The sequence below is a fragment of the Streptomyces lydicamycinicus genome (assembly GCF_000829715.2).
Classification (GTDB): Bacteria; Actinomycetota; Actinomycetes; order Streptomycetales; family Streptomycetaceae; genus Streptomyces; species Streptomyces lydicamycinicus.
On the sequence record NZ_BBNO01000008.1, the window covers coordinates 230,277 to 256,407 of the forward strand.

A 26,131-nucleotide genomic window follows, 5' to 3' on the forward strand; every position below is an offset into this window, starting at 1 on the left:
AAGAACGAAAGTTCGAAGCCGAAGTGGCTCCCTCACACCCCTTGGCGTCTTCTTGTTCCGAATGCCTCGGTTACGGGGGTGGGTTCCGTCAGGATGTCGCGCACATCGCGTACCCGAGGCAAAGGGATCCCAGAATGAGAATGACCGATATATCGCTGGATTGGCTGGTTCCCGGCGCCCTGCTGCTCGTCGGTGTGCTCGCGGCCGCGGCGCTGGTGGTGCGTGGGAAGCGGGCGGCGGCCCGGTCCGCCGGTGAGGACTCCTGGGAGCGCAGCGAGGAGCGCCGCCGCCGCAAGGAGACCGTCTTCGCGTCGGCCTCCTATCTCCTGCTGTTCTGCTGTGCGGCGGTCGCCGCCGCACTGTCCTTCCACGGGCTGGTCGGCTTCGGCGTGCAGAACCTCAACCTCTCCGGGGGCTGGGAGTATCTGGTGCCGTTCGGGCTCGACGGTGCGGCGATGTTCTGTTCCGTGCTCGCCGTGCGGGAGGCCAGCCACGGCGATGCGGCGCTCGGCTCGCGGATGCTGGTGTGGACGTTCGCGGGCGCGGCGGCGTGGTTCAACTGGGTGCATGCGCCGCGCGGCCTGGGGCACGCGGGCGCACCGCAGTTCTTCGCCGGGATGTCGCTGTCGGCCGCGGTGCTCTTCGACCGGGCGCTCAAGCAGACCCGCCGGGCGGCGCTGCGCGAGCAGGGCCTGGTGCCACGGCCGCTGCCGCAGATCCGGATCGTCCGCTGGCTGCGGGCTCCCCGCGAGACCTTCGCGGCCTGGTCGCTGATGCTGCTGGAGGGCGTACGGACGCTGGACGAGGCGGTCGAGGAGGTCCGCGAGGACCGGCGGGAGAAGGAGCAGAACCGGCACCGCCGGCGCGAGCAGGGCAAGCTCGACCGGGCCCGCATCAAGGCCATCAACCGGCAGCACCGCAGCTGGGGCCTCGGCCGGGCCGGCGGCCGGCAACTGGCGGTGCCCCAGGCGGCGGCCGCGGAGGTGGCCGGCCCCGACCCCGCCATAGCCGGTACCCCTCAGCCGCTGCTCACCGGAGAGTCGCCGGTGCGCTCCCGCCCGGCTCTCAAGGCCGTGGCGGGCGCTGAGACGGAGGGCGCCGGGCCCCCGCGGACCGTGGATCTCACCGCCGAGGACGACACCCAGACGATTCCCCGTCTGGACTCCCTGGAGGAGAAACTCGCCGAGATCGAACGGCAATTCGGCTGACCGGCGGCGGACCGCGCCGGCCGACGCCCCCGCCCATGGGTCAGGCCGGTCCGCCGCCCAGCTCGAACCACACACTCTTCCCGAGGCTCTCGGTGCGTATCCCCCATGCGTCGGCTAAGGAACGCACCAGCATCAGCCCCCTGCCGGAGGTCCCGTCGGTGGTCGGTGGGCGGGGCTCGGGGCGTCCGGGGACAAAGTCCCGGACCTCCACCCGCAGCCGGTCGCTGACCCGGGCGGTGACGACGGCGCCGCCCTCGGCATGCACCAGGGCATTGGTGACCAGCTCGCTGGTGAGCAGCGTCGCGACCTCCGCGAGCTCGCCGCCCCCCGGCACCGACCAGCGGCTCAGCAGCTGGCGCAGCTCCCGGCGCACCTCACCGACCGCCTTCAGATCCGCATGCCGCACCTTCCGCTCCAGCACTCGTGGCGCTCGCGCGGTGGTCCCCCCGTTGCGGCCCCCCTCGGCCGTTTCCTGCCTTCTGTCCCGTTCCTCGCGCCGCACAGGCTGACGCATTCTCTCCCCCGCCCCCAACGAACCTCGGCGCTCTGCCTCGAACAGCCTCACGGTCAGCATGCCCATCCGATCTGCCGCCATGCTTCCGCGCGCCACGTCGCCGGTGCGCCGCCCGCGCGCCGGGTGGGCCGGGCCGGGCTCCAGTGGGTATGCCTGACCCCGAGCCTGTCGCGAAACCCCGGCCGCGCCCGGACACGAGGAAGCACTCACCCGGTTGCCGCCGGGGGCAGCCCGCCCGCGCCCCGGGGCGTGGGGAGTACGAGCGTGAGGAGCCGCTGTGCACGACGACCGACTGCTGGTGGAGGGGCGCCTGGAGCGGGCGCTGAGGCAGTTCATCAGGCCCGCGCAGTACGCGGCCCGGGTGCCTCTGCGGCTGGCCGTCTGGCACGTACCCGGAGAGCCGTTGCCGGTGGACGAGGCGCTGCGGGCCACGTACGAGCCGTTCACGGTCGGCGAGCCCTGGGGGCCGCCGTGGTCCACCAGCTGGTTCCGGCTGGCGGGTGAGGTGCCGCAGGAGTGGGCGGGGCGGCGGGTGGAGGCCGTCATCGATCCCGGCTTCAGCGGCGACGGGCCCGGCTTCCAGGCCGAGGGGCTGCTCCACGACTCCGACGGCGTACCGCTCAAGGGCATCCATCCGCGCAACCGGCACCTCCCCGTCGGCGCGCCGGTCAGCGGCGGTGAGGAGGTGCGGCTGCTGCTGGAGGCCGCCGCGAACCCGGCGGTGCTGCGGGATTTCCGCCCCACCGACCTCGGCGACGTACGGACCGCGCCGCACCGGCCGCTTTACCGCTTCGCCTCGGCGGACCTCGCGGTGCTCGACGAGACCGTCTGGCAGCTGATCCTGGACATCGAGGTGCTGTCGGAGCTGATGTACGAACTGCCCGCCGACGGCCCGCGCCGGCACGAGATCCTGCGGGCCCTGGAGGACATGCTGGACGCGCTGGATCTGCACGACATCGGGGGCACGGCGGCCGCGGGGCGCGCCGCGCTGGCGGACGTCCTGAGCCGCCCGGCCACCGCGAGCGCCCATCGGGTCTCGGCCACCGGGCATGCCCATATCGACTCCGCCTGGCTGTGGCCGCTGCGCGAGACCGTGCGCAAGGCGTCCCGCACGTTCGCCAACGTCACACAACTGGCCGAGGAATACCCGGAGTTGGTGTTCGCCTGCTCGCAGGCGCAGCAGTACGCCTGGGTCAAGGAGCACCAGCCGCACATCTGGGAGCGCATCAAGGAGGCCGTACGGGCGGGCAACTGGGCGCCGGTCGGCTCGATGTGGGTGGAGTCCGACGCCAATATGCCCGGCGGTGAGGCGCTGGCCCGGCAGCTCGTGCACGGCAAACGCTTCTTCCTGGAGGAGCTGGGGGTGGAGACCGAGGAGATCTGGCTGCCGGACTCGTTCGGCTACACCGCCGCCTTTCCGCAGCTGGCCCGGCTGGCCGGCGCGAAGTGGTTCCTGACCCAGAAGCTGTCGTGGAACCAGACCGACAAGATGCCGCACCACACCTTCTGGTGGGAGGGCATCGACGGCACCCGCGTCTTCACCCACTTCCCGCCCGTCGACACCTACAACTCCCGCTTCCACGCCAGCGAACTCGCCCATGCCGCCCGCAACTTCGCCGAGAAGGGCCGCGCCACCCGCTCCCTGGTCCCCTTCGGCTGGGGGGACGGCGGCGGCGGCCCGACCCGCGAGATGCTGGAGCGGGCCCGCCGGCTGCGGTCCCTGGAGGGCTCACCCCGGGTCGAGATCGAGCCGCCGGCCCGGTTCTTCGAGGCCGCCCATGAGGAGTACGGGGCGGCGGCGCCGGTCTGGTCGGGCGAGCTGTACCTGGAGTTCCACCGCGGCACGTACACCTCGCAGGCGAAGACCAAACAGGGCAACCGGCGCAGTGAACATCTGCTGCGCGAGGCGGAGTTGTGGGCGGCGACGGCGGCCGTACGGGCGGGCGCCGACGCGTCGTACACCTACCCGTACGACGCCCTCGACCGTCTCTGGAAGACCGTACTGCTGCACCAGTTCCACGACATCCTGCCGGGCTCGTCCATCGCCTGGGTCCACCGCGAGGCCCGGGCCACGTATACGGCGGTCGAGGCGGAGCTGACCGGGATCATCGAGACGGCGCTCGGGGCGCTGGAGTGTTCCGGGCCCGTGGCGGCCGAGGTGCCGACGGTGTTCAACGCCTCGCCGTACGCCCGGGACGAGATCGTCGCCCTCCCGGCGTCGGCCCCGGGACCGGGCGGGCCGGCCGCCGTCGCGGTCCATGTACCCGCACTGGGCTCGGCGCCCGTCCGCGCGCCAGGCCCGGACTCCCCCACACCGCCGCCGCCGGCCGTACGGGCGGAGACCGGCGCCGAGGGCACGCTCACCCTCGACAACGGCCTGCTGCGGGTACGCATCGACACCGACGGCCTGCTGACCTCCGTACGCGATCTGCACGCCGGACGGGAGGTGCTGGCACCGGGCACCCGCGGCAATCTGCTCCAGCTGCATCCCGATCACCCGACCCAGTACGACGCCTGGGACCTCGACCGGCATTACCGCCGCCGGCACACCGATCTGACCGACGCCGAGTCCGTGGAGCTGGCCACGGCCGGGCCGCTGTCCGCGACGGTCCGGGTGACCAGGGCGTTCGGCGCGTCCCGGATCACCCAGGAGCTGACCCTGCGCGCCGGCTCACACCGTCTCGACATCACCACCGACATCGACTGGCACGAGTCCGAGAAGGTCCTCAAGGCCGCCTTCCCCCTGGATGTGCACGCCGAACGGTCCACCTCCGAGATCCAGTTCGGACACGTACACCGCCCCACGCACACCAACACCAGCTGGGACGCGGCCCGTTTCGAGATCTGTGCGCACCGCTGGCTGCGGGTCGCCGAGCCGGGCTACGGCGTCGCGCTGCTCAACGACTCGACCTACGGCCATGACGTGACCCGCACCCCGCACCCCGAGGGCCTGGGCACGACGGTACGGCTGACCCTGCTGCGTGCCCCGCACAGCCCCGACCCCGAGACCGACCAGGGCCCCCACCGCTTCACCTACGCACTGCTGCCCGGCGCCGGGGTCGGGGACGCGGTCGCCGAGGGCCTGGCCCTCAATTTGCCCCTCAGGACGGCCGACGCGCCGCCCGTACCCCCGCTGATCCGCGTCGACCACCCGGCCGTCACGGTCGAGTCGGTCAAGCTCGCCGAGGACCGCAGCGGCGATGTGGTGGTGCGGCTGTACGAGTCCCACGGCGGCCGTGCCTCCGGCACCGTCTCTCCCGGATTCCCCGTGCAACACGCCACCGTGACCGACCTGTTGGAGCGGCCGCTGCACGAGGAGGAGGAAGGCCCGACCTCCGATGTGGCGGTCGAGCTGCGCCCGTTCCAGATCCTGACCCTCCGGCTCCGGCCGCAGCGTCCGCCTGCCGGGTGAGCCCGGGCGTTCGGTCCCGACCGGCGGCGGACCGGCCGCGCGGAAAGGGGCCGGACAATGCGCCGGCCGGGGCCCCGTGGAACGGGACCCCGGCCGTGTGCCGGTGAGCATGCGTGATCGTGGAGTGCCTCCACACCGCGCGGTTCGGGCGCTTATCGGCGTCGGCCGGGCCCGCAGCGCGGTGCACGCACGCTTGCAACGATCAGATGATCCAAGCGAGCGGCCTAGCGCTCGACGTCGACCAGGCCGCCGCCGCCGGTGTGCACGCCACCGGACGGCTTGTGGTGGTGCTTCTTGTTGTGGTGCTTCTTGACGTGGTGCTTCTTCTTGGCGTGCTTGACGTGGTGGTGGTGCTTGACGTGGTGGTGACGGTGCACCTCCACCCGGCGCTCGATGTGACCGTTGATGCAGGTGTTGCCGAAGGCCGGGTTCAGCAGCCCCACGATGTTGATGGTGTTGCCGCACACATTGATCGGAATGTGGATCGGGACCTGAATCGCGTTGCCCGACACCACTCCCGGCGAATTGGCCGCGCCGCCGGCCGCGCCGGCGTCCGCGTACGCTGCCGACATGCCCCCCAGGGCGGTGCTTGCCGCAAGAGCGGCCATAGCAGTCACCCGCGTGATCCGTGACATAACAATCTCCCGATCGGTCCAAGCGGCTCACTGCCGCTTCTTGTACTTCTCCTTCGGCGCGTACGGCCCCACACTGAGATAGTTTGCTAACATTTCACTCTTTCCGGGGATAAGTGTGGTTTAGAGATCGCGTGGTGAGGTCAAGGGCATCGGCCGAACCCCGGGCCAGAAGCGAGGAAGCGGGCAGGTGAGCCCGTTCCGGCACGGCGTTCGACGTACGCTTGCGGCGTGACGCCGCACCACACCGCCGACGCGGACATCGACGCGATGATCGAGGACCTCAGGACGCTCGTCGAGGTCGAGTCCCCCTCCCGCGATCTCGACGCCCTGAGGGCGTCGGCCAAGACTGTTGCCGCCGTCATCGAGCGCCGGCTGGGCGGGCAGGCCGTCCTCGTCGAGAGCGACGCCGGGCCGCACGTCCACTGGTCCGGCGGCGGCGATCCGAAGGTCCTGATCCTCGGTCACCATGACACGGTGTTTCCGCTCGGCACGCTGGCGCGCCGCCCGTTCACGGTCGCGGACGGGCGGGCGACCGGCCCCGGGGTCTTCGACATGCTCGGCGGGCTGGTGCAGGCGATCCATGGCGTGGAGCTGGCCGAGGACGGCTCGGGCGTCGAGATCCTGGTGACCGCCGACGAAGAGGTCGGCTCCCACTCCTCCCGGGCTCTCATCGAAGAGCGCGCCCTCGCCTGCGGCGCCGTACTGGTGGGTGAGGGTGCCGCGGAGGGCGGGGCCCTCAAGACCGGCCGTAAGGGCTGCGGCACGTTCCATGTCGCCATCACGGGCCGGGCGTCGCACGCGGGCCTGGAACCGGCGGCCGGGGTCAATGCCCTGATCGAAGCGGCGCATCAGGTACTGGATATCGCCGCCCTCAGCCGGCCCGGTATCGGCACCACCGTGACCCCGACGGTCGCCGCCGCGGGAACCCTGGACAACGTCGTGCCCGCGGAGGCGACCGTCACCGTCGATGTCCGGGTCGAGTCGGCCGAGGAGAAGGAGCGGATCGAGGCCGCCTTCGCGGCACTTGCTCCGCATCTCGACGAGGCGGAGATCGCGGTGACGGGCGCCGTCGGCCGGCCGCCGATGCCGGAGTCGGCGGCGGCCGGGCTCTTCGCGGTGGCGCAGCAACTGCTGCCCGGTATCGAAGCCGTGGCTGTCGGCGGCGGAAGCGATGGCAACTTCACGGCCGCACTGGGGGTGCCGACCCTCGATGGCCTCGGAGCGGTCGGGGGCGGTGCCCACGCCGATCACGAGTATGTGGTGATCGACGCCATGGCCGAGCGGGCGCAGTTGATCGCCGGGCTGGTGAACGCCCTTCAGCATCCGGAGCGGAACGAGACCGTCCGCGCGCGGTGAGGGAGCGGGCGAGGTCGCGGCACCGATCGCGTGCCGGATCTCAGCGGGCGCTGCCCATGGTGCGGTCGGCGTCGGCGCCCTGGAGCATCAGGGTGGTCTCCTCGATACGGCGGAACCGGCCGTCGGGCGCGAAGTCGGCGAACACATAGACCTCCATGCGCACGGTCGAGCCGTCCTTCTTCGCGAGGTGGACGGTGTGCCGGTCGGCGTAGTTGCCGCCGTCGTACAGCTCCTCGTGGACCTCGACCTGGCCGTCGGCAACGAGGGTGCGCAGGTGGGTGATGTGCTCGACGAACCCGGCGCGGTCGATCCACTCACCGTCCGTGCGCTGGCGGTACTCCGGGGCGAAGTGGCGGTCGGCGGCGTCCTGCACGGTGAGGTCGCGGGCGAAGAGCAGGTCGTTCAGGGCGGTTTCGATACCGGTGCGCGTCATGGGAGTCCCCTCAAGGAAGAAGAAGTGCGTGCGCTGCGCACGCACCTCCTGCACTGTAACAGCAGACGCGTGCGCGGCGCACGCTATTCTGGTGAGGTGGAGAACGAAGTAGGTCACGAGATCGCAGAGGCGCTGGGCATCCTGCTCAGGCGCACCACCCGCACGCAGCTGCACAAGCAGCTCACCGAGGGCATGGGAGAGGCGGTGGACGAACTGACGTACCCGGTTCTCAGCGCACTGGCCCGGACCGGGCCCCGCAGCGCGGCCGACCTGGCGCCCGACGCCGGGGTCGACCGCTCCGGTGTCACCCGGCGTGCCTCACGGCTGGAGGCCGCCGGCCTCGTCCGCCGCGAGGCCGATCCCGCCGACCGGCGGGCGCAGTTGCTCGTCCTCACCGAGCAGGGCCGACGCGCGGTGGCCGAGCTGCGGGAGCGGCTGGCCGCCCACATCATGGCGAGCCTGTCCTCGTGGCCACCGGGTGAGGCCGAGGCGTTCGCCCGTCAGCTGCGCCGTTTCACCGTCGACGGTCCGTTCGGTCAGGAGGGCGGGCCCCCACCCCACGGCTCCTAGGGCGGGCACACCCTAAGGCCGGGGAATGTTCCGCAAGTTGGAGCGGGCCATTTGCAGCATGCGACCGACTCCGCCGTCCAGCACCATCTTTCCGGCCGACAGGGCGAAGCCGGAGACCATCTCGGCGCTGATCTTCGGCGGCATGGACAGGGCGTTGGGGTCGGTGACGATGTCGACCAGGGCCGGGCCCTTGTGGCGGAAGGCGTCACGCAGGGCGCCGCGCAGCTGCTTGGGCTTCTCCACCCGGACGCCGTGCGCCCCGGCCGCGCGGGCGATGGCCGCGAAGTCCGGGTTCTGGTTGGTGGTGCCGTACGACGGCAGACCGGAGACCAGCATCTCCAGCTCCACCATGCCCAGCGAGGAGTTGTTGAACAGCACCACCTTCACCGGCAGGTCGTATTGGACCAGGGTGAGGAAGTCGCCCATCAGCATCGAGAATCCGCCGTCACCCGACATGGAGACGACCTGCCGTCGCCGGTCGATGAACTGGGCGCCGATCGCCTGCGGGAGCGCATTGGCCATCGAGCCGTGGCTGAACGAACCGATCACCCGGCGGCGGCCGTTGGGGGTGAGATAGCGGGCGGCCCAGACGTTGCACATGCCGGTGTCGACGGTGAAGACGGCGTCGTCGGCGGCCTCTTCGTCCAGCACGGAGGCGACGTACTCGGGGTGGATCGGGGTGTGCTTCTCGACCTTGCGGGTGTAGGCGCTGACCACGCCTTCCAGCGCCTCGGCGTGCTTCTTCAGCATCCGGTCGAGGAACTTACGGTTCTCCTTCGGCCGGACCTTGGGGATCAGACCGCGCAGCGTCTCGCGGACATCGCCCCAGACGGCCAGGTCGAGCGTGGTGCGACGGCCCAGGTGTTCGGGCCGGACATCGACCTGGACGATCTTGACGTCATCGGGCAGGAACGCGTTGTACGGGAAGTCCGTGCCGAGCAGGATCAGCAGATCGCACTCATGGGTGGCCTCGTAGGCCGCGCCGTAGCCGAGCAGTCCGCTCATTCCCACGTCGTAGGGGTTGTCGTACTGGATCCACTCCTTGCCCCGCAGCGCGTGTCCGACCGGGGACTTCACCCGCTCGGCGAACTCCATCACCTCGGCGTGCGCGCCCGCCGTGCCGCTGCCGCAGAACAGCGTGACCTTGTCGGCCTCGTCGATCATCGTGGCCAGTGCGTCGAGTTCGGCGTCACCGGGGCGTACGGACGGGCGCGCGGTGACCAGGGCGTGTTCGATGGCGCGCTCGGGGGCCGGTTCGGCGGCGATATCGCCGGGGAGGGAGACGACCGCGACGCCGCTCTGACCGACGGCGTGCTGGATCGCGGTCTGGAGCACCCTCGGCATCTGCTTGGTGCTGGAGATCAGCTCGCTGTAGTGGCTGCACTCGATGAACAGCCGGTCGGGGTGGGTCTCCTGGAAGAAGGTGGTGCCGATCTCGCTGGAAGGGATGTGCGAGGCCAGGGCGAGGACCGGGGCCATCGAACGGTGGGCGTCGAACAGGCCGTTGATGAGGTGCAGATTGCCGGGGCCACAGGAGCCGGCGCAGGCCGCGAGGGAGCCGGTGAGCTGCGCTTCCGCCCCGGCGGCGAAGGCGGCGGTCTCCTCGTGCCGGACCTGGATCCAGTCGATCGCGGAGTTCCGGCGGATGGCGTCCACCACCGGGTTCAGGCTGTCGCCGACGACGCCGTAGAGCCGTCGCACCCCTGCCCGCACGAGGATGTCCACGAACTGCTCGGCCACGGTCTGCTTCGCCATGTCGCTGTCGCTCCTTCGACGGGTGTGCGGCGGGTGGGTGACGGCCCGCTGACGCGGTGGGCCCGTCCCTCTGGGGCCTTGTCCCATGTACCCATGGGGCGCCCCGGACCGCCTCCGCTGCGCCGCTCTTCCCGCCCGCGCTCCGCCTCCGCGTCTGCCCGCCGCTACGCCTCCCACACCCCGACGGCCGTACGGTCCTTCAGATGGCCCGCCACCTGAAGTTGCGCGGCGGCGAGGAAGGCCACCAGTCCAGGAGGCTCGGCGGCGGACCACTGTCCGGCCAGCCGGGCGGCGAACGCGGGCTCCTGGTGGAGCGGCTCGGCGAGCCCGGCGCTGCACAGCAGCAGGGTGTCGCCCGGACGGGCGAAGGCCGTCCGAAAGAGGAACGGATCGGACCGGTCGGGGCCGTCGGCAGCTGACCGGCCGGAGGCGGAACGCAGCCGTCCGCCGGTACCGTCCGCGCCGCGGTGCACGGTGTGGTCCGGCACCGCGGGCTCCAAGTCCTCCCAGGCGCCGTCGCGGAGCCGGAAGAGGCCGCCCGCACCGATGCCGAAGAAGACCCGGGTACGGCAGTCCGGGTCGGCGGGCAGCAGCAGACAGCGCAGCGCGGGCGGGTACCGCTCCGCCGCGGCGTCCGACTCCTGGGACCGGCCGCGCAGCCTGCCGTAGCTGCGGTCGGTGAGCCGCTGAAGCCCGGATTTGAGGGCGCTGCGGTGGTCCGTACGGATGTCCTCCGCCAGTCGGGTGTAACTGCGGCCGACCGCGCTGCCGATCCGGGCGCAGGCCTCGTGGGCGGCGCGATGGGCGCCCTCACCGGCCGGCCGTCCGGTGGCGACGGCGACCAGGATCAGGGCGTGCCGGCCGGCCCCGAAGCGGGCGGTGAGCAGCGCGTCGCGGCGTACGTCACCGCGGTTGCGGGCGAGGTCGCCGCGCCGGGAGGCGGCGAGCAGGGTCAGCGAGCCGTACCGGGCGCCGTCCAGCGCGGTGTCCGGCACCAGTTCGTCGAGGGCGGCCGGGTCGGCGGCGGGCAGGGTGCCCAGCTCGGCTTCGGGCGGCGGCGGGCGGTCGGCCGGGAGCCCGGTGGGGGCCGGTGCGGGGGTGTCGCGGGGTGCCTCGGGTGCGGACGGGGTGGCCGGCCGGGCAGGGGACGCCGGGCGGGGGCCGGTGGCCTGGAGCGGGATCGGTGCCGACGCGGTGGACGGGGGACGGGCCGGGGGCGGCTGGGGTGCCGGCGCCGGCCGCCGTGGTGTGGCCACCGCCCGGAGCGCCGAGGCGACCCGGTCATCGAGGGTGTCCGGGGCGTCGGACGGCCCGGCATCACGCACCGCGGCGCGTCCCGGTGCGTCGTCGCCCCCTCCCTCGCCGTACAACTGCCGCCACCAGTCGTCCTCCTGGCCGCACCCGGCCCCCTGCTGGTTCATGCGCCGTATTGTCCCTGCGTGGCCGCCCCCTCAACAGGGCGCGAAAGAGCGTCCACCGGGCGGTCGGCCCCCTGAGGGTGACCGTATGGCGGGGTCGGTGATCAGCACATGTCATCAGAGGGGCCGGGGGTGGGCCGTGGCTTCTTGGGCGGCGGCCGAATCGACCTCGGTGCGACGGGTAACGTCCTCGCGCTCCCCGCCCCCGTGCTCCGGCCCGTACTCCGCCCGTACTCCGCCCGTCCCCCGGCAAGCGCTTCCGGGCCGCTTCCGGCACGCTGGGCCCATGAGAGTGTGCAGCGTACGAGCCGTCACGGGGCGTGCGCCCGCCGGGAGTGAGGCCGGCGCGTGAGCGAGCGCAGCGAGCGGACGGTTCAGGGGTGCGCGCGGGGCGACGGCAGATGGGCCGGGCGAGATGCGGCCGGCGTATGAGTGCCTGGCAGCTGGTCGCGGCCGGTCTGGTGATGCTGCTCGGGCTGCTCGGGGTCTTGGTGCCCGGCATTCCCGGGCCGCTGATCGTCTGGGCGGGCGTCATGTGGTGGACGCTGTCCGAGAAGTCCGGGCTCGCCTGGGTGGTGCTGATGTCCGCCACCGCCGTGCTGCTGCTCAATCAGGTGGTCAAGTGGCTGCTGCCGGCCCGCGATCTGCGGGCCGTGGGCACGCCGTACCGGGCCCTGTTCCTGGCGGGCGTGGCCGGCATCGTGGGGTTCTTCGTGATCCCGGTCATCGGGGGCCTGCTGGGCTCGGTCGGCGGTCTCTATCTGCTGGAACGCATCCGGCTCGGCAGCCATGGCGACGCCTGGGCCTCGACCCGTACGGCCCTGCGCGCCATCGGGCTGAGCGTGCTGGTCGAGCTGTTCGCCTGTCTGCTGGTCGTCGGCGCCTGGACCGGGGCCGTGGTGGCGGGCTGACGCGTCATCCGGCGCGGGCGACCGGGGCGTACGGGGGTGGCTCCGGGGCCGCCGACGGCTCCCCCGGCCCGGACGTCTCCGCGCGCGTGGGCGTCTGGCTCGGACCGGGGGCCGGGCCAGACCCGGGGATCAGGCGCGGTCCAGGGACCTCGCCCGGCCCAGGTATCACGCCCGGCCCGGGAATCACGACCGGCCCAGGGATCACGGCCGGCCCGGGAATCTCACCCGACTCGGCGGTCTCGCCCGGCCCGGGAACCTCGCCCGGCCCCGGTATCTCACCCGTCGGCAGCAGCCCGGCCCGCCAGAGATGGTGCAGGGCATAGGCACCCCAGGGCCGCCACGCCGCCGGGCCCACCGTCCCGCCCCGCTCCGCATCCGCCTCGGCCACCGTCCCCACATCGGGGTCGCCCAGCGCCCGCATCCTGAGGTACGTGGCGGTGCGCGGGCCGACGCCGGGCAGGGCGGCCAGGGCGCGTTCGGCGGCGCCGCGGTCCGCGCCCGCGTCCAGCGTGATCGCGCCGTCGGCGAGTGCGGTGCACAGGGTGCGCACCGGCTCCGCGACCTCCGCGCCGGTCAGCTCCCCGGGCGCCGGGAAGAGGTGGGTGAGCCCGCCGTCCGGTGCGTCCAGCGGTTTGCCGTACGTCCGCACCAGTGCGGCGGCGCGTTCCGGCGGGCCGCCCAGCACGGTCCGGACCGCCAGTTCCTCGGGGTCGGCGGCGCCGGGTGACCGCAGGCCCGGCCGCTCGGCCACCAGCGGGCCGAGCAGCGGATCGGCGCCGAGCCGCTCGGCGACCGCGTACGGGTCGGCGTCCAGGTCGAACAGCCGGCGGAGCCGCTGGACGGCCGTCGACAGATCCCGCAGGTCGGTCAGCCGCAGCCGGCACTCCAGCCAGCCGCCGTCCGTCCCGCGCGCCGCCGGACACACCAGGCCCGCCGGTGGCCGACGCCGCCGGCGCGGCCCGGCGGGCTCGTCGACCTCGGCTATACCGCTGCCATGGGTGAGCCGCAGCGTACGGCGGTAGGTGCGCCCGCCGCGGGTGCCGCGGATCTCCTCGACCCCCGGCACCGCCCGTACCTGGAGGAAGTCAAAGATCTCGGCGGCCGCGTACGGTCCGCGGTAGGCGAGCCGGAGGGGAATGCCGGTGGATGCGGAGCGGCTTGCGAAGGCGGATTCCGGGCCGGTCGCGGTGCCCGGACCGGCCGGGGCGGTGTGGCGGGCGGCGGCACCCCTGTTCCCGGCCGCCGCCCGCAGTTCACTGGGCGTGCCCGCGTAGATCTCCCGGATCGTGTCGTTGAACTGCCGGATGCTGGCGAACCCGGCCGCGAACGCCAGCTCGGTGACCGGCAGCGCGGTGGTCTGGAGCAGCACCCGCGCGGTGTGCGCCCGGCGGGCCCGCGCCAGCGCCACCGGGCCCGCGCCGAGCTCGGCGGTCAGCTGCCGCTGTACCTGGCGCGGGCTGTAGCCCAGCCGGCGCGCCAGCCCGCCGACGCCCTCCCGGTCGACCACGCCGTCCCCGATCAGCCGCATGGCCCGGCCGACCAGGTCGGCGCGTACGTTCCACTCCGCGGACCCCGGTACGGCGTCCGGCCGGCAGCGGCGGCAGGCCCGGAACCCGGCCGCCTGCGCGGCGGCGGCCGACGGGAAGAACCGCACATTCACCCGCTTGGGAGTGACCGCGGGGCAGCTCGGCCGGCAGTAGATTCCGGTCGTCACCACAGCGAAGAAGAATTCCCCGTCGAACCGCGCATCCCGGCTGGTCACCGCTTCGTACCTGGCCTCGTCGTCCCTCACGCCCCCAGTGTGCGCCGGGCGCTGCGCACCGGGCTGGCGGGAATCGGACATGGCGTTCGGGGTGGGGAGGGCGGCCCCGGACGGCCCTCCCCACCTCTCATCTCACCGCTGCGGACCCCGCTTCCGCTCCATCAGATGCCGGCCCAGGGCCTGCTTCTGCTTCCAGTCGCGGCGGATCTCGGCGCGCAGCCGGGCGTCCGTCTTGGCCACGATGCGCTGGTTCTCGCGCTGTAGCTTCCGGTAGCTCTCCAGCCGCCGGTCGGACAACTCCCCGCGTTCGACGGCCTCTTGCACGGCGCAGCCCGGCTCCGACCGGTGTGCGCAGTCGTGGAAGCGGCACTCCTCGGCCAGCGCCTCGACCTCCGAGAACGTCCGGGCGAGCCCGGACCCGGCGTCCCACATCCCGACGCCGCGCAGCCCGGGGGTGTCGATCAGCACCCCGCCGCCGGGCAGCGGCCGCAGATCCCGGGTGGTCGTGGTGTGCCGGCCCTTGCCGTCCCGATCGCGGATGGCCTGCACCCGTTGCAGGCGCTCCCCGAGCAGGACGTTGGCCAGCGTGGACTTGCCCGCACCGGACTGCCCGAGCAGTACGGACGTACCGCCGGCGAGCACGGCGGCGAGCACATCGATCCCGTCGCCGGTCTCCGAGCTGACCGACAGCACCTGCACCCCGGGCGCCGCGGCCTCGGCGTCCTCGACGAGATGCGCCAGACCGGCCGGGTCCCCGGCCAGGTCCGCCTTGGTCAGCACGACCACCGGCTGGGGGCCGCCCTCGGTGGCCACCGCGGAGTCGTGCAACGGCGCCGCATCGCCCGCGCCGGACATCGCCAGCGCGAGGAACCGCTCGATCCGCCCGAGGTCCAGCTGGTCCGCGAGCGAGACACAGATGACGATGTGGTCGATGTTGGTGGCCAGCACCTGGCCCTCGGACCGCTTCGACGAGGTCGAGCGCACGAACGCCGTCCGGCGCGGCAGCAACGCCCTTACGACACCGTCGACATGATCGCCGCTGCGTCCGTTCTCCAGGTCGAGCACGGCCCAGTCGCCGGTGCACGGCACCCGCATCGGGTCCCGGGTCGCCACCAGCGCGGTGTCGGCCAGAACGGTCCGGATGCCGTCGCCGTCCGCCACGACGGCGTCCACCCGCCCGCGGTCCACGCGGACGATACGGCCGGGCACGAGCCCCTGCCCGGCAAAGGGAGTGAAGCTCCGCGCGAAACCGTCGTCCCAGCCATAGGCGGTCAGCGGGTGCACAGCGGAGAAATCGAGGTCGAACAACGGGATGGCCCTTCGAGAAGGAGCGGTCCCGGCTGGGCGCGCGATACGCGCGCGAAGAAGTGAGGTCGAGTCAGCCGGAGACCACCGGGAGGAAGTTGATGATCTTCTGGATGCGGGCAGCACCCTGCGCAGCGACAGTCATCAGTACTCACCTCCGCGTATCTCAACAGGCCAGGGGACAGCCTCGGGCCGTCCGCTCGAACGCTGCGACTGTAGACCGGCGCCGCGCGTCGGCACCAACCATTTTCCGGCCCGGTGTCCAGCGGTGCGCCGCGGGAGCGCAGCGGCCCACGGGCCACGGCCGCCCGGACGGCACGGCCGGGCAGCCGCGGCAGCCATCGCTCGGCGGGCCTTCCCCCTGAAGCCCTCCGGCCTCAGGCGCCCGTGACGCCGTCGATGCGCTCCCTGAGCAGATCCGCATGCCCGTTGTGGCGGGCGTACTCCTCGATCATGTGGACCAGGATCCAACGCAGCGAAACCCGCTGGTCCCCGACGAACCCGGCCTCCCGCTCCGAAAGCCTGCCGGAGTCGTCGAGGGAGGCGGTGGCGATCAGCTCACGGCTCCGGGCGACCTCCGCGCGCCAGTCGGCCAGCGCCTCGTCGATCCCGCGGTCCGGGGCGAGGGTGAACCCGTCGCCCTTCTCCGCCTCGTACACCGGCGGTATGTCCTGGCCGGCGAACACCCGCTGGAACCAGTTCCGTTCGACCTCCGCCAGATGCTGGACCAGGCCCAGCAGCGTCATGGTGGACGGGGCCACCGAGGCCAGGCGGACCTGCTGGTCGTCCAGTCCCGCGCACTTCAGCGGGAGCGTGGCACGGTGAAACTCCAACCAGCTCTCCAGCATGGCGCGTTCATCGGCGTGCGGGGGCGGAACGAGCCGCCCGTCCGGTGTCATTCCCATGCTCCTCAGCCTCGCACGGACCACTGACAATCGGCGTGGACGAGCGGCCCGGGCGAGCGGACCGGCGCGACGGCGGGGGCGCCTCCGAAGCACGGCCCCGGTCGACCGCCCGGGTCACCCGGCGCGCAGGGCTTTCTTCAGGATCTTGCCGGTGGGGCCCTTGGGCAGTTCGGCGACGATGCGGATCTCGCGGGGATATTTGTAGGCGGCCAGCCGCTCCTTGCAGTGGGCGGTGAGGTCCTCGACGGTGGCGGCCGTGCCCCGCTTGAGGCTGACCACGGCGATGACCTCCTCGCCGAGCCGGTCGTCGGGGCGGCCGATGACCGCGGCCTCGGCAACGGCGGGGTGGGTGTGCAGGACCTCCTCCACCTCGCGCGGATAGACGTTGTAGCCGCCCCGTATGACGAGGTCCTTCTTGCGGTCGACGACGAAGAAGTAGCCGTCCTCGTCGCGGTGCCCGAGGTCCCCGGTGTGCAGCCAGCCGTCGCGCAGCGTCTCGGCGGTCTCCTCGGGGTGGCGGTAGTAGCCCTTCATGACGTTGTGGCCGCGGACGAGGATCTCGCCCACATGCTCGGGGCCCGGCGGCAGTTCGGTGCCCGATGCGTCGACGATCCTGACCTCGACGCCCCAGATCGGCTTGCCGATCGAGAGCACCTTGCGCTGCTCCGCGCTGATGTTGAAGGTCGCGGTGCTGGCCGTCTCGGAGAGCCCGTAGCCCTCCAGGATCACCACACCGGGGAACTTCTCCTCGAAGGCGCGGATCACCTCGCCGGGCATCGCCGCACCGCCGGAGACTCCGACGCGCAGGGCGCCGAGGTCGCGGGTACCGGTGTCGGCCTGCAACAGGGCCGCGTACATGGTGGGGACACCCGCGAAGACCGTGCAGCGATGCCGTTCGAGGGCGTCGAGGACCGCGCCGGTCTCGAACCGCGGCACCAGGGCGAGGGTGCCGCCGTGGCGTACCGCCATGTTGAGGACGCTGGAGAGGCCGAAGACATGGAAGAGCGGCAGCACGGCGAGGGCGATGTCGTCCGGGCGGAAGCCGAACAGCTCACCGGAGACGGTGCAGTTCATATGGAGCTGGAAGTGGGTGAGCTCGGCGCCCTTGGGGCGACCGGTGGTACCGCTGGTGTAGAGGAGAACGGCGGTGTCGTCCGCGCTGGTGGGCGCGGTCTCGCCGGTGTCGTCGGCGGCGTACAGCTCGTCGTACGGACGGGTGCCCGCGATCCGCCGGTCGCTGCCCGGCGGGTGGACGACATAGGTCCCGACGCCACCGGCCAGCTCCGCGCCTTTGACCGCTTCGGCCGCGAAATCCTCGTGGGCGATGAGGAGTTCGGCCTCGGAGTCCTGGAGGTGGTAGGCGATCTCGGCGGCCTTCAGGAGGGGGTTGAGCGGGACCATGACCAGTCCCGCCTTGAGGATTCCGTAGTACGTGAAAAGGAACTGCGGCACGTTGGGCAGCTGGACGGCGACCTTGGCGCCCCGCCGGAGGCCGAGCCCGCGCAGGGTGGCCGCGATCCGGCCGGACGCCTCGTCGGCCCGGCCGTAGGTGACGGTCAGGTCGCCCAGGTGGCACAGGGGTTTGCCGGGGTGGGAAAGACGGGACTCACGAAGGGCGGTCGCGAGATTGAAGGTCATCCGGGCTCCTGGCGTGCGGCGGCTCGTACCACGGACTGCATCGGACGCGCCGAGCATAGAGAGCCGCTGAGCGTTGCTCAATAGCGCGTACCCAGGAAGCCTCGGCAGCGCCACGGGTCACCCGGCCGATCACCTGGCGCCACCCGGCCGACCACCTCACGGTGGAGCACAATGCTAAATATGGGTCATGACGGAAATTTTCGGGCGAGAAGGTGACGATGCACCAGCGTCACCACGCTCCCCGGGAACGCGCCCGCGCTCGCCGCTGAACAGTCATCGCGCCGCGGGCCGGGTATCCGTACGGCAGCTTGCCCGCGCGGTGCTGCTGGGGGTGGTGGCCGTCCTGGCGCTCGCCTTCCAGGCCCCCGACGCGAGCGCCCGGGAGGACCCTCAGCTCGCGGCCGTCGGGGCCCAGACCTCCGGCCGGGCGCCCGACACCGCCGTACGCGCCCCCCACCCCCACCAGCCGCGGGAAGCGGCGCCCCCGGAGCGGACCGACGCACAGGGGGAGGACCAGTTTCCGGTGCTGCTCGGCACCGCCGCCGGGGTGCTGCTGCTGGTGGCCGGCGGGGCGGCCCTGGTGGGCTGGCGGCTGCGGCGGCAGACGGGCGGGGTGCGTCCGGCCGAGATGCGGCGGAGGTACGACCACCACGACGCGGTGCTGCACGCCGTACGGGAGGGCGTCCTGATCATCGGCAGCGACGGGCGGCTGCTGCTGGCCAACGACGAGGCCCGGCGGCTGCTCGAACTGCCCGCGGACGCGGAACGGCGCCCGGTCGCGGACCTCGGGCTGGAACCGCAGCTGAGCACGCTGCTCGCGTCGGGGCGGGCGGCGACCGACGAGGTGCTGCTGGCGGGCGACCGGCTGCTCGCGGTGAACGTCCGGCCGACCGCCCCGCGCGGCCGGCCCGCCGGGACCGTGGTGACACTGCGGGACACCAGCGAGCTGCGGGTGCTGGCCGGCCGGGCGGGCGTGGCCCAGGAGCGGCTGAAGCTGATCTATGACGCGGGGCTGCGGATCGGTACCACGCTGGACGTGGGGCGGACCGCCGAGGAGCTGGCCGGGGTCGCGGTGCCCCGGTTCGCCGATGTGGTCACCGTCGAGCTGCTGGAGCCCGTGCTGCGCGGCGATGAACCGACGGCCGGGGCGAGCGCCGACCTCCAGCGGATGGCGGTCAAGGGGGTCGCCGAGGAATCGGCGATCTACCGGGTCGGCGAGGTGATCCGTTATGTGCCCGGTACGCCGATGGCGACGGGTCTGGCGAGCGGCCGGCCGGTCCTCGTCGGCGATCTGCGCACCTCGGACGCCTGGCGGCAGCAGGATCCGGACGGCACCCAGCGGGTTCTGGACGCCGGTATCCGCTCGCTGATCACCGCACCGCTTCAGGCGCGCGGCGTGGTGCTGGGGCTGGCGAATTACTGGCGGTCCGGCGCGTCCGAAGCCTTCGAGGCGGAGGATCTGGCCTTCGCCGAGGAGCTGACCGCTCGGGCCGCGGTCGCGGTCGACAACGCCCGCCGCTACACCCGCGAGCACACCACTGCCGTCACCCTCCAGCGCAGCCTGCTGCCGCAGACCCTGCCCGAGCAGTCCGCTCTCGCGGTCGCCCACCGTTATCTGCCCGCCCACGCCGGGGTCGGCGGTGACTGGTTCGATGTCATCCCGCTGCCCGGTGCCCGGGTCGCGCTGGTCGTCGGCGATGTCGTCGGACACGGTCTGCACGCCGCCGCCACCATGGGCCGCCTCCGGACCGCGGTCCACAACTTCTCCGCCCTCGACCTGCCGCCCGACGAGCTGCTGAACCACCTGGACGAACTGGTCACCCACATCGACACGGACGAGGCGCGGGCGGCCGGCCTCGGGACCGGAACAGGCACCGGGGCCGGGGCCGGGGCCGGGGCCGGCGGCAACGGTCGCCTCCACGGCGCGGGGACGTGGCCCGGCGGCACGGAAGGCGACCCCGAAGCGGTGCCGGCGCACCTGGGGCGCACCGGCATCACCGGCGCGACCTGTCTGTACGCCATCTACGATCCGGTCACCGGCCGGGTCACCCTGGCCACCGCGGGACACCCAGGACCGGCCGTGATCCGCCCCGCCGGCACCGTCTCGTTCCCCGAGGTGCCCGTCTCCCCGCCCCTGGGCCTGGGCAGCAGCGTGCCGGTGGAGACCACGGAGCTGACGCTGAGCGAGGGCTCCCGGCTGGTGCTCTACACCGACGGGCTGGTCGAGAACCGCGACCGCGATATCGCCACCGGTCTGGAACTGCTCCGTACGGCCCTGGCGACCGGGGCGGACCGCACCCCCGAGGAGACCTGTACGGCGGTCCTCGACGCGATGCTGCCCGCCCACCCCAGCGATGACATCGCCCTCCTGGTGGCCCGCACCCAGTTGCTGGACCCCACACGGGTCGCCGAATGGGAGGTGCCCTCCGACCCGGCGGCCGTCGCCCCCGTACGGGCGGCCTGTCTGCGCATGCTGGAGTCCTGGGGCCTGGCGGCGATCGACTTCACCACCGAGCTGATCCTCAGCGAACTGATCACCAACGCCATCCGCTACGGCGCCCAGCCGATCCGGGTCCGGCTGCTGTACGACCGCGCCCTGATCTGCGAGGTCTCCGACGGCACCAGCGCCTCCCCGCATCTGCGCCGCGCCGCGACCACGGACGAGGGCGGCCGCGGCCTCTTCCTCGTCGCCCAGTTCGCGCACCGCTGGGGCACCCGCTACACACCGGGCGGCAAGGTCATCTGGACCGAACAGTCCCTCGACGGCGGCCGCCCGGAGCCCGGCCCCGACTCGACCGAGGACGTCCTCGACCAGTGGGACGACGTGCCGGCGCTGTGAGGGGGCGGGGGCCTGAGGCGGGGGCGCTGAGGCGGTTCCCGGGGCGCCGGTCGAGGCGCAGGCCGCGGGCCGGGGCACGGATCGCAGGAGGTCGCGAATCGCGGAGGTCGCGGATCGCAGGATGCCACCGCGTAACGCCCCCTCGCCCCACCCCCTCTCCCCCACTGCTGCCGGATGCAGCCCCCCTCCCCCCTGGCTAAGCTCGTTGAGGGGGCCGACGACTGATCTTGGAGGCTCCCATGGTGCAGTTGCCCGAAGCGCGTGATCTGGCTCCGCGGCTGGCCGTCGGTGCGTTCATCCTGGATTCCGGGCTGACGTTGCTACGGGCGGACGCGGCGACCGCCGAGGGCGTGCACGGTATGGCACAGGTGGCCTATCCGTTCCTGGAAAAGATCCCCGCCGAGCAGTTCACCCGGCTGCTGGCATGCTCCGAACTCGCGGTCGGCGGTGCGCTGCTGGCACCGTTCGTCCCCACCCGGCTGGCCGGACTCGCGCTGACCGGCTTCTCCGGCGGACTGGTCGGGCTCTATCTGCGGACTCCCGGGATGCGGAAGCCGGGGAGCCTGCGGCCGACCCAGAACGGCATCCCCTTGGCCAAGGACGTCTGGATGCTGGGCATCGGCCTCGGGTTCCTTGGCGCGGCGAGCCGCCGACGCCGGGCCGCGGCCGCCCGGCACCGCCGCGCGACCCTCTCCCGGCGCCGCAGGTGCTGGTGCCGGGGCTGAACCTCCCCCGGCCCACGCCCCGTACGAGCCCGTCGACCGGCCGGGCCGTCAGCCAACCCCCTCCGCCGCACGCCCGTACGCCGGCCGGCGCCCGGCCTCCCCCTACTGGCGCCCCAGCCAGGTCGCGATCTCGTCGACCACCGCCGGGTCAACATGCCCTGGGCGCGCGTATTCGGCCGGGCTGGGTTGGCCGCTGCCGGAAAAGAAGAGGTGGTTGGCGTCCTGGTGAATCCGGATCGTCACGTCGGGTCGGTGCGAAAGGCCGTCCTGCCAGTGGATCAGGTCGTCGGCGACGGTCACTTGGTAGTCCCGCCCGCCCTGGAGGATCAGCATCGGGCAGACCAGTCCGGCTGCCGTGGCCACCGGCTGGTAGGCACGCAGGTCGAGCCAGTAGGCAGCGGAGAAACCCAGTGGCAGCAGCTTTGACGGGGTGTCAGGGGTGAGTTCCGGCCCGGCCACCAACGCGGCCTGCCGTATGAGCGCCGACACCATCTCGTCCGCGCTCGGCCCGGGGGCGAGCTCCGCGAGATAGCGGGCCACCCTGACGGCCGCCTCGTGCATCGGCTGCGTGTCCGCGGCGAGCAGGACCAGGCCCGCGATCGACGGGTCGGCGGCGGCGATCCGGGGCGCCACTTTGCCACCCATGCTGTGGCCGAGCAGATGGATCCGGTCCGGGGCCACCTCGGGTTGCTGCCGGAGCAGCTGGACGGCGGCGAGCGCGGGTGACAGGTACTCGTCGGCCATGGTGAAGTCCGAGGGCAGACGATCCGGGTGCGCGAAGGTCGCCTTGTCGAAGCGCAGCACGGCCACGTGCCGGGTGGCGAGTCCCCAGGCGAGGTCCTTGAGTGGCTTGTTCGGACCGCTGCTCTCGTCCCGGTCGAAAGCGCCGCCACCGCTGAGCAGCACCACGGCGGGCCACGGTCCGGGCCCTACGGGCAGGCTGAGTGTGCCGGGCACGGCGAGCGGCCCCGTCCCGAGCATGACGTCCCGTTCGGTGAACCGGTCCTCGTCCGCGTAGTGCGGCGGCTGCCATTCGGCGTCACCGTGCGGATCGATCCGCAGTCCGTGCAGCAGGCCGTCGTCACCGAGCGACGTGAGCACGGTGAAGCGGCCGTTGGTGCAGGCCACCGGGATGCGCACGCGCACCGGTCCGGCCTCGCCGGCCTCCATCGCCGGCTCCTCGACCTCCCTGACCCCGCCGTGTCCGGCAGCCTCGGCCGCCCACGCCAGCCGCAGCGCCTCGGCGGAGACCGCGGCCCGCAGTGGGGGCGCGAAGAGCTCCACGGTCTCGTCGAAACACTCGGCCCGCAGCAGCGCAGCGAAGCCACGCGCCACTTCCAGTGCCCTGCTATCAGCATCCGCATCCATTCTCATGATTGAGAAAGGTAGCAGCCGTGAGAAGGTTGAGACATGGACTCCTTGGAGCTGCTCGCCCACCCCATCCGGCTGCGGATCGTGCATGCGATGGGCGGTGGACGGCTTCAGACCCCCGCTCAACTCTGCGCACGCATCCCCGAAGCCTCCAAGGCCACCGTCTACCGGCACATCGATCTGCTGGTGGGCGGCGGAATCCTGGAGGTGGCCGAGGAGCGCAGGGTGCGCGGCGCGGTACAACGGCACTACCGGCTGCGACAGGACCGGGCCGTGATCGGCTCCGAGGCGGTCCGCGCGCTCACCCCCGAGGACCATCGGCAGGCCTTCGCCACCGCGATGACCGCCCTGTTGGCCGAGTTCAACGCCTACCTCGACCACGAGGGCACCGACCCGGTGGCCGACCAGGTGGGGTACCGGCAGCATGCGCTCTGGCTCAGCCCGGCGGAGCTGGAGGAGATGATCGGTGAGCTGCGCGCGGCCATCGCACCGCGGCTGGCACACCGGCCGAGCCCCGAGCGGGCGCAGTACCTGCTCAGCCCGATCCACTTCCCTGTGGAGGTCCCGCAGCGGGAAGCCGAGCAGTCATCGGACGCTGGAGCCGATCAGGAGACGGCCACCTGACCGGCCGGCCTCTCAGCTACCCCCTCCGCCGCACGCCCCGTACCTCGGCCGCGCAGCCCGCGCCCACGGCAGCGGTGAGGAGGAGGATCAGCAGGCTCGTCCGGTCCGGGGTGTGGAAGGCCAGTTCGGCGTGCTGGTGGAGGACGAAGCCGTCGTAGAACATCCAGGAGACCAGGGCCGCGACGGGGGCCAGAGCCGGGCGGGTGCGGAGTGCCACGGCGAGCGTCAGCAGGGCGAAGAGGGCCAGTACGGCGGAGGTGTGGGCGGTCTCGCCGGTCAGCAGCAGGGCGGTCACCAGCAGCGCCGCACCGACGGCGCCGAGCGGTAGCGCGAGGTCACGGGCGAGGGGGCGGTCCGGTGGCACCCGGTGGGCCGGCTGCGTGGCCTGCGGGCTGACCTGGGGGAACCGCGTGGTCCGGGGGCGGTACGGGCGGAGCGGGGGCGCCGGGCGGTGAAAGGTGGTCATGGGGAGCACCTCCTGCTGCGGCCCCGTGCGGCGGACCGGTGTGGTCCGGTCCCGTGGTTCCGCGGTGGGCCCTTGCGGGCCAGATTGCGCCCCGGGGGCGGGGCGGGAGCACCGTGGCGCAGTTCTTAACGTCCTGCGTACGGGCGGTGGACGCTTTCTGACACCGTCTTGACGCCAGGGGGTGAACCGGCCGATGTCGCCGGACGCGGGGTGGGGCGGGGCGCCGCTCGCGCGGTGATGCATACTCGCTCCTCGTTGCCCGAACCGACGACCGATGATCGGCAGGACGTACCCGCATGACCAGTGTCCAGGCGGACCCGACGCCTCCCGCCGCCCCCGCCCGCCGACGGTGGCGCGGCTGGCTTCTGGACGGACTGAGCAGCCAGGCCGCCCGCCACCCCGGGCCGCACGGCACTCCGCCGGCCGAGCACAAGGGGCACTCCTGGTGGCGGGTCATGTGCCTGACCGGTGTCGACTACTTCTCGACCCTGGGCTACCAGCCGGGTATCGCCGCGCTGGCGGCCGGGCTGCTGTCGCCGTTCGCCACGCTCGTGCTGATCGCGCTGACGCTGCTCGGCGCGCTGCCGGTGTACCGCCGGGTCGCCAAGGAGAGCCCGAACGGCGAGGGTTCGATCGCCATGCTGGAGCGGCTGCTGCCCTGGTGGGCGGGGAAGCTGCTGGTGCTGGTGCTGTTGGGATTCGCCGCCACGGACTTCGTCATCACCATGACGCTGTCCGCCGCGGACGCCTCGGCGCATGTCGTGGAGAACCCGTTCGCCCCGCCGCTGCTGCACGGCGCGAACCTGTGGATCACCTTGGTGCTGCTGGCCGCCCTGGGCGCGGTGTTCCTCAAGGGCTTCCGCGAGGCGATCGGGATAGCCGTCGGACTCGTCGGGACCTACCTGGTGCTGAACGTCGTCGTGCTGGCCGCCTCGGCCTGGCAGGTGCTGTCGCATCCGGTGGTGGTCGGTGACTGGTGGGGCGCGATGACCGCCGGGCACTCCTCGCCGCTGGCGATCGTCGGGGTGGCGCTGCTGGTCTTCCCCAAGCTGGCGCTGGGCATGTCCGGCTTCGAGACGGGCGTCGCGGTCATGCCGCAGGTCCAGGGGGACGCCGCGGACACCGCGGCGCACCCGGACGGCCGGATCCGCGGCACCCGCCGGCTGCTGACCACCGCGGCGCTGGTCATGAGCGGTTTCCTGCTGCTGTCGAGCCTGGCCACCACGCTGCTCATCCCGCAGCACGAGTTCGAGGCCGGCGGCTCGGCCAACGGGCGGGCGCTGGCCTATCTGGCGCACCAGTACCTCGGCGAGGCCTTCGGCACCGTCTACGACCTCTCCACCATCGCCATCCTCTGGTTCGCCGGTGCCTCGGCGATGGCGGGACTGCTCAACCTCGTCCCGCGCTATCTGCCGCGCTACGGCATGGCCCCGGAGTGGGCGCGGGCGGTGCGCCCACTGGTGCTGATCTTCCTGGCCATCGCCTTCGGTATCACCGTCCTGTTCAACGCCAGCGTCGATGAGCAGAGCGGTGCGTATGCGACCGGTGTGCTGGTGCTGATGCTCTCGGCGTCCTTCGCCTCCACCGTCTCCGCCCGCCACCGCCGCCACCGGGCGGCCACCGTCGGCTTCGGCGCCATCACCGTCGTCTTCGGCTACACCCTGATCACCAATGTCATCGAACGGCCGGACGGCCTGAAGATCGCCCTGCTGTTCATCCTGGGCATCCTGCTGACCTCGTTCGCCTCACGGGTGCACCGGGCCTTCGAACTGCGCGCCGTACAGGTCGACTTCGACGCGACCGCGCAGCGGCTGATCGACGCCGCGCTGGCGGCCGGGCCGCTGCGGGTCATCGCCAACGAGCCCGATGAGCGGGACGAGGCGGAGTACCGGGAGAAGGAGTACAGCCAGCGCGAGGAGACCCATATCCCCGACGGGCGGCCGGTGTTGTTCCTGGAGGTCACCGTACGGGACTCCTCGGACTTCACCACGGACCTGCACGTCCAGGGCGAGGAGCGGTACGGGGCACAGATATTGCGGGTGGAGGGCGCCGGGGTGGCGAACACCATCGCCGCCGTCCTGATGCAGCTGCGCGAGCACACCGGCCAGGTGCCGCACGTCTACTTCAACTGGACCGAGGGCCATCCGCTCAGCCATCTGCTGCGCTTCCTGGTCTTCGGCGACGGTGAGGTCGCGCCGGTCACCCGGGAGGTGCTGCGCCGCGCCGAGCCCGACCCGGCCCGGCGGCCCCGGGTCCACGTGGGCTGACGCACCCGGGCCGGCGC

General features: G+C 72.5%; 19 protein-coding genes and 1 pseudogene. 9 read left to right on the plus strand and 11 right to left on the minus strand.

Annotated features, from left to right (window positions below):
• The first annotated feature begins 134 nt into the window (after positions 1-134).
• On the plus strand, positions 135-1,208 hold the full coding sequence (locus TU31_RS27335; RefSeq protein ID WP_042159248.1) for a DUF2637 domain-containing protein: 1,074 nt from the start codon (positions 135-137) through the stop codon (positions 1,206-1,208).
• 40 nt (positions 1,209-1,248) lie between these two features.
• Here the strand turns inward: TU31_RS27335 and TU31_RS27340 are convergent, their stop codons facing one another.
• Positions 1,249-1,614 carry an ATP-binding protein gene (locus TU31_RS27340; RefSeq protein ID WP_370682767.1) on the minus strand — a complete coding sequence of 122 codons (366 nt, stop codon included), beginning with the start codon at positions 1,612-1,614 and terminating at the stop codon, positions 1,249-1,251.
• Positions 1,615-1,999: 385 nt separating this feature from the next.
• On the opposite strand from TU31_RS27340, the gene TU31_RS27345 reads away from it, so the two are divergent.
• On the plus strand, positions 2,000-5,134 hold the full coding sequence (locus TU31_RS27345) for an alpha-mannosidase (protein WP_042159250.1): 3,135 nt from the start codon (positions 2,000-2,002) through the stop codon (positions 5,132-5,134).
• Positions 5,135-5,535: 401 nt separating this feature from the next.
• On the opposite strand, the pseudogene TU31_RS40335 reads toward TU31_RS27345, so the two are convergent.
• Positions 5,536-5,742 (minus strand): annotated as a pseudogene (locus tag TU31_RS40335) (chaplin); the annotation flags it as partial.
• A 294-nt stretch (positions 5,743-6,036) separates the two neighbouring features.
• Between TU31_RS40335 and TU31_RS27355 the strand changes: the two are divergent.
• Complete coding sequence (locus TU31_RS27355) at positions 6,037-7,125, plus strand: M20 family metallopeptidase (protein ID WP_042159992.1); 1,089 nt, start codon at positions 6,037-6,039, stop codon at positions 7,123-7,125.
• 40 nt (positions 7,126-7,165) lie between these two features.
• Here TU31_RS27355 and TU31_RS27360 read toward each other — a convergent pair whose 3' ends face one another.
• A complete protein-coding gene (locus tag TU31_RS27360) occupies positions 7,166-7,558 on the minus strand; it encodes a nuclear transport factor 2 family protein (protein WP_042159994.1) in 393 nt (130 codons plus the stop codon).
• A gap of 96 nt (positions 7,559-7,654) precedes the next feature.
• Here TU31_RS27360 and TU31_RS27365 point away from each other — a divergent pair, with 96 nt between their 5' ends.
• On the plus strand, positions 7,655-8,128 hold the full coding sequence (locus TU31_RS27365) for a MarR family winged helix-turn-helix transcriptional regulator (RefSeq protein ID WP_042159996.1): 474 nt from the start codon (positions 7,655-7,657) through the stop codon (positions 8,126-8,128).
• A gap of 12 nt (positions 8,129-8,140) precedes the next feature.
• Here TU31_RS27365 and TU31_RS27370 read toward each other — a convergent pair whose 3' ends face one another.
• Both TU31_RS27370 and TU31_RS27375 read right to left on the minus strand, forming a co-directional pair.
• Complete coding sequence (locus tag TU31_RS27370) at positions 8,141-9,883, minus strand: pyruvate dehydrogenase (RefSeq protein ID WP_042159251.1); 1,743 nt, start codon at positions 9,881-9,883, stop codon at positions 8,141-8,143.
• 164 nt (positions 9,884-10,047) lie between these two features.
• A complete protein-coding gene (locus TU31_RS27375) occupies positions 10,048-11,304 on the minus strand; it encodes a protein phosphatase 2C domain-containing protein (RefSeq protein WP_042159253.1) in 1,257 nt (418 codons plus the stop codon).
• Positions 11,305-11,729: 425 nt separating this feature from the next.
• Here TU31_RS27375 and TU31_RS27380 point away from each other — a divergent pair, with 425 nt between their 5' ends.
• On the plus strand, positions 11,730-12,212 hold the full coding sequence (locus tag TU31_RS27380; RefSeq protein ID WP_042159256.1) for a DUF456 domain-containing protein: 483 nt from the start codon (positions 11,730-11,732) through the stop codon (positions 12,210-12,212).
• A gap of 4 nt (positions 12,213-12,216) precedes the next feature.
• On the opposite strand, the gene TU31_RS27385 is transcribed toward TU31_RS27380, so the two are convergent.
• The 4 genes from TU31_RS27385 to TU31_RS27400 form a co-directional block, all read right to left on the minus strand.
• Positions 12,217-14,055, minus strand: a complete 1,839-nt coding sequence (locus TU31_RS27385) for a bifunctional transcriptional activator/DNA repair enzyme AdaA (RefSeq protein ID WP_275451862.1) — start codon at positions 14,053-14,055, stop codon at positions 12,217-12,219.
• Positions 14,056-14,106: 51 nt separating this feature from the next.
• A complete protein-coding gene (rsgA, locus tag TU31_RS27390) occupies positions 14,107-15,282 on the minus strand; it encodes a ribosome small subunit-dependent GTPase A (RefSeq protein ID WP_181018672.1) in 1,176 nt (391 codons plus the stop codon).
• Positions 15,283-15,656: 374 nt separating this feature from the next.
• On the minus strand, positions 15,657-16,184 hold the full coding sequence (locus tag TU31_RS27395; protein WP_107070764.1) for a DinB family protein: 528 nt from the start codon (positions 16,182-16,184) through the stop codon (positions 15,657-15,659).
• Positions 16,185-16,298: 114 nt separating this feature from the next.
• Complete coding sequence (locus TU31_RS27400) at positions 16,299-17,822, minus strand: long-chain-fatty-acid--CoA ligase (RefSeq protein ID WP_042159258.1); 1,524 nt, start codon at positions 17,820-17,822, stop codon at positions 16,299-16,301.
• A 319-nt stretch (positions 17,823-18,141) separates the two neighbouring features.
• Here TU31_RS27400 and TU31_RS27405 point away from each other — a divergent pair, with 319 nt between their 5' ends.
• Together TU31_RS27405 and TU31_RS27410 are read left to right on the plus strand one after the other, a co-directional pair.
• Positions 18,142-20,661, plus strand: a complete 2,520-nt coding sequence (locus TU31_RS27405) for a SpoIIE family protein phosphatase/ATP-binding protein (RefSeq protein WP_370682768.1) — start codon at positions 18,142-18,144, stop codon at positions 20,659-20,661.
• A 239-nt stretch (positions 20,662-20,900) separates the two neighbouring features.
• The gene (locus tag TU31_RS27410) at positions 20,901-21,386 is read left to right on the plus strand and encodes a hypothetical protein (protein ID WP_042159260.1); all 486 of its coding nucleotides are present in this window, start codon (positions 20,901-20,903) and stop codon (positions 21,384-21,386) included.
• A 102-nt stretch (positions 21,387-21,488) separates the two neighbouring features.
• Here TU31_RS27410 and TU31_RS27415 read toward each other — a convergent pair whose 3' ends face one another.
• A complete protein-coding gene (locus TU31_RS27415) occupies positions 21,489-22,760 on the minus strand; it encodes an alpha/beta hydrolase family protein (protein ID WP_052719081.1) in 1,272 nt (423 codons plus the stop codon).
• Between the two features lie 36 nt (positions 22,761-22,796).
• Here TU31_RS27415 and TU31_RS27420 point away from each other — a divergent pair, with 36 nt between their 5' ends.
• Entirely contained in the window at positions 22,797-23,381 is a 585-nt protein-coding gene (locus TU31_RS27420; RefSeq protein ID WP_042159265.1) for a helix-turn-helix domain-containing protein, read from the plus strand.
• Between the two features lie 16 nt (positions 23,382-23,397).
• Here the strand turns inward: TU31_RS27420 and TU31_RS27425 are convergent, their stop codons facing one another.
• The gene (locus tag TU31_RS27425; RefSeq protein WP_245698784.1) at positions 23,398-23,847 is read right to left on the minus strand and encodes a DUF4118 domain-containing protein; all 450 of its coding nucleotides are present in this window, start codon (positions 23,845-23,847) and stop codon (positions 23,398-23,400) included.
• 296 nt (positions 23,848-24,143) lie between these two features.
• On the opposite strand from TU31_RS27425, the gene TU31_RS27430 reads away from it, so the two are divergent.
• On the plus strand, positions 24,144-26,114 hold the full coding sequence (locus TU31_RS27430; protein ID WP_042159266.1) for an APC family permease: 1,971 nt from the start codon (positions 24,144-24,146) through the stop codon (positions 26,112-26,114).
• Positions 26,115-26,131: the final 17 nt, after the last annotated feature.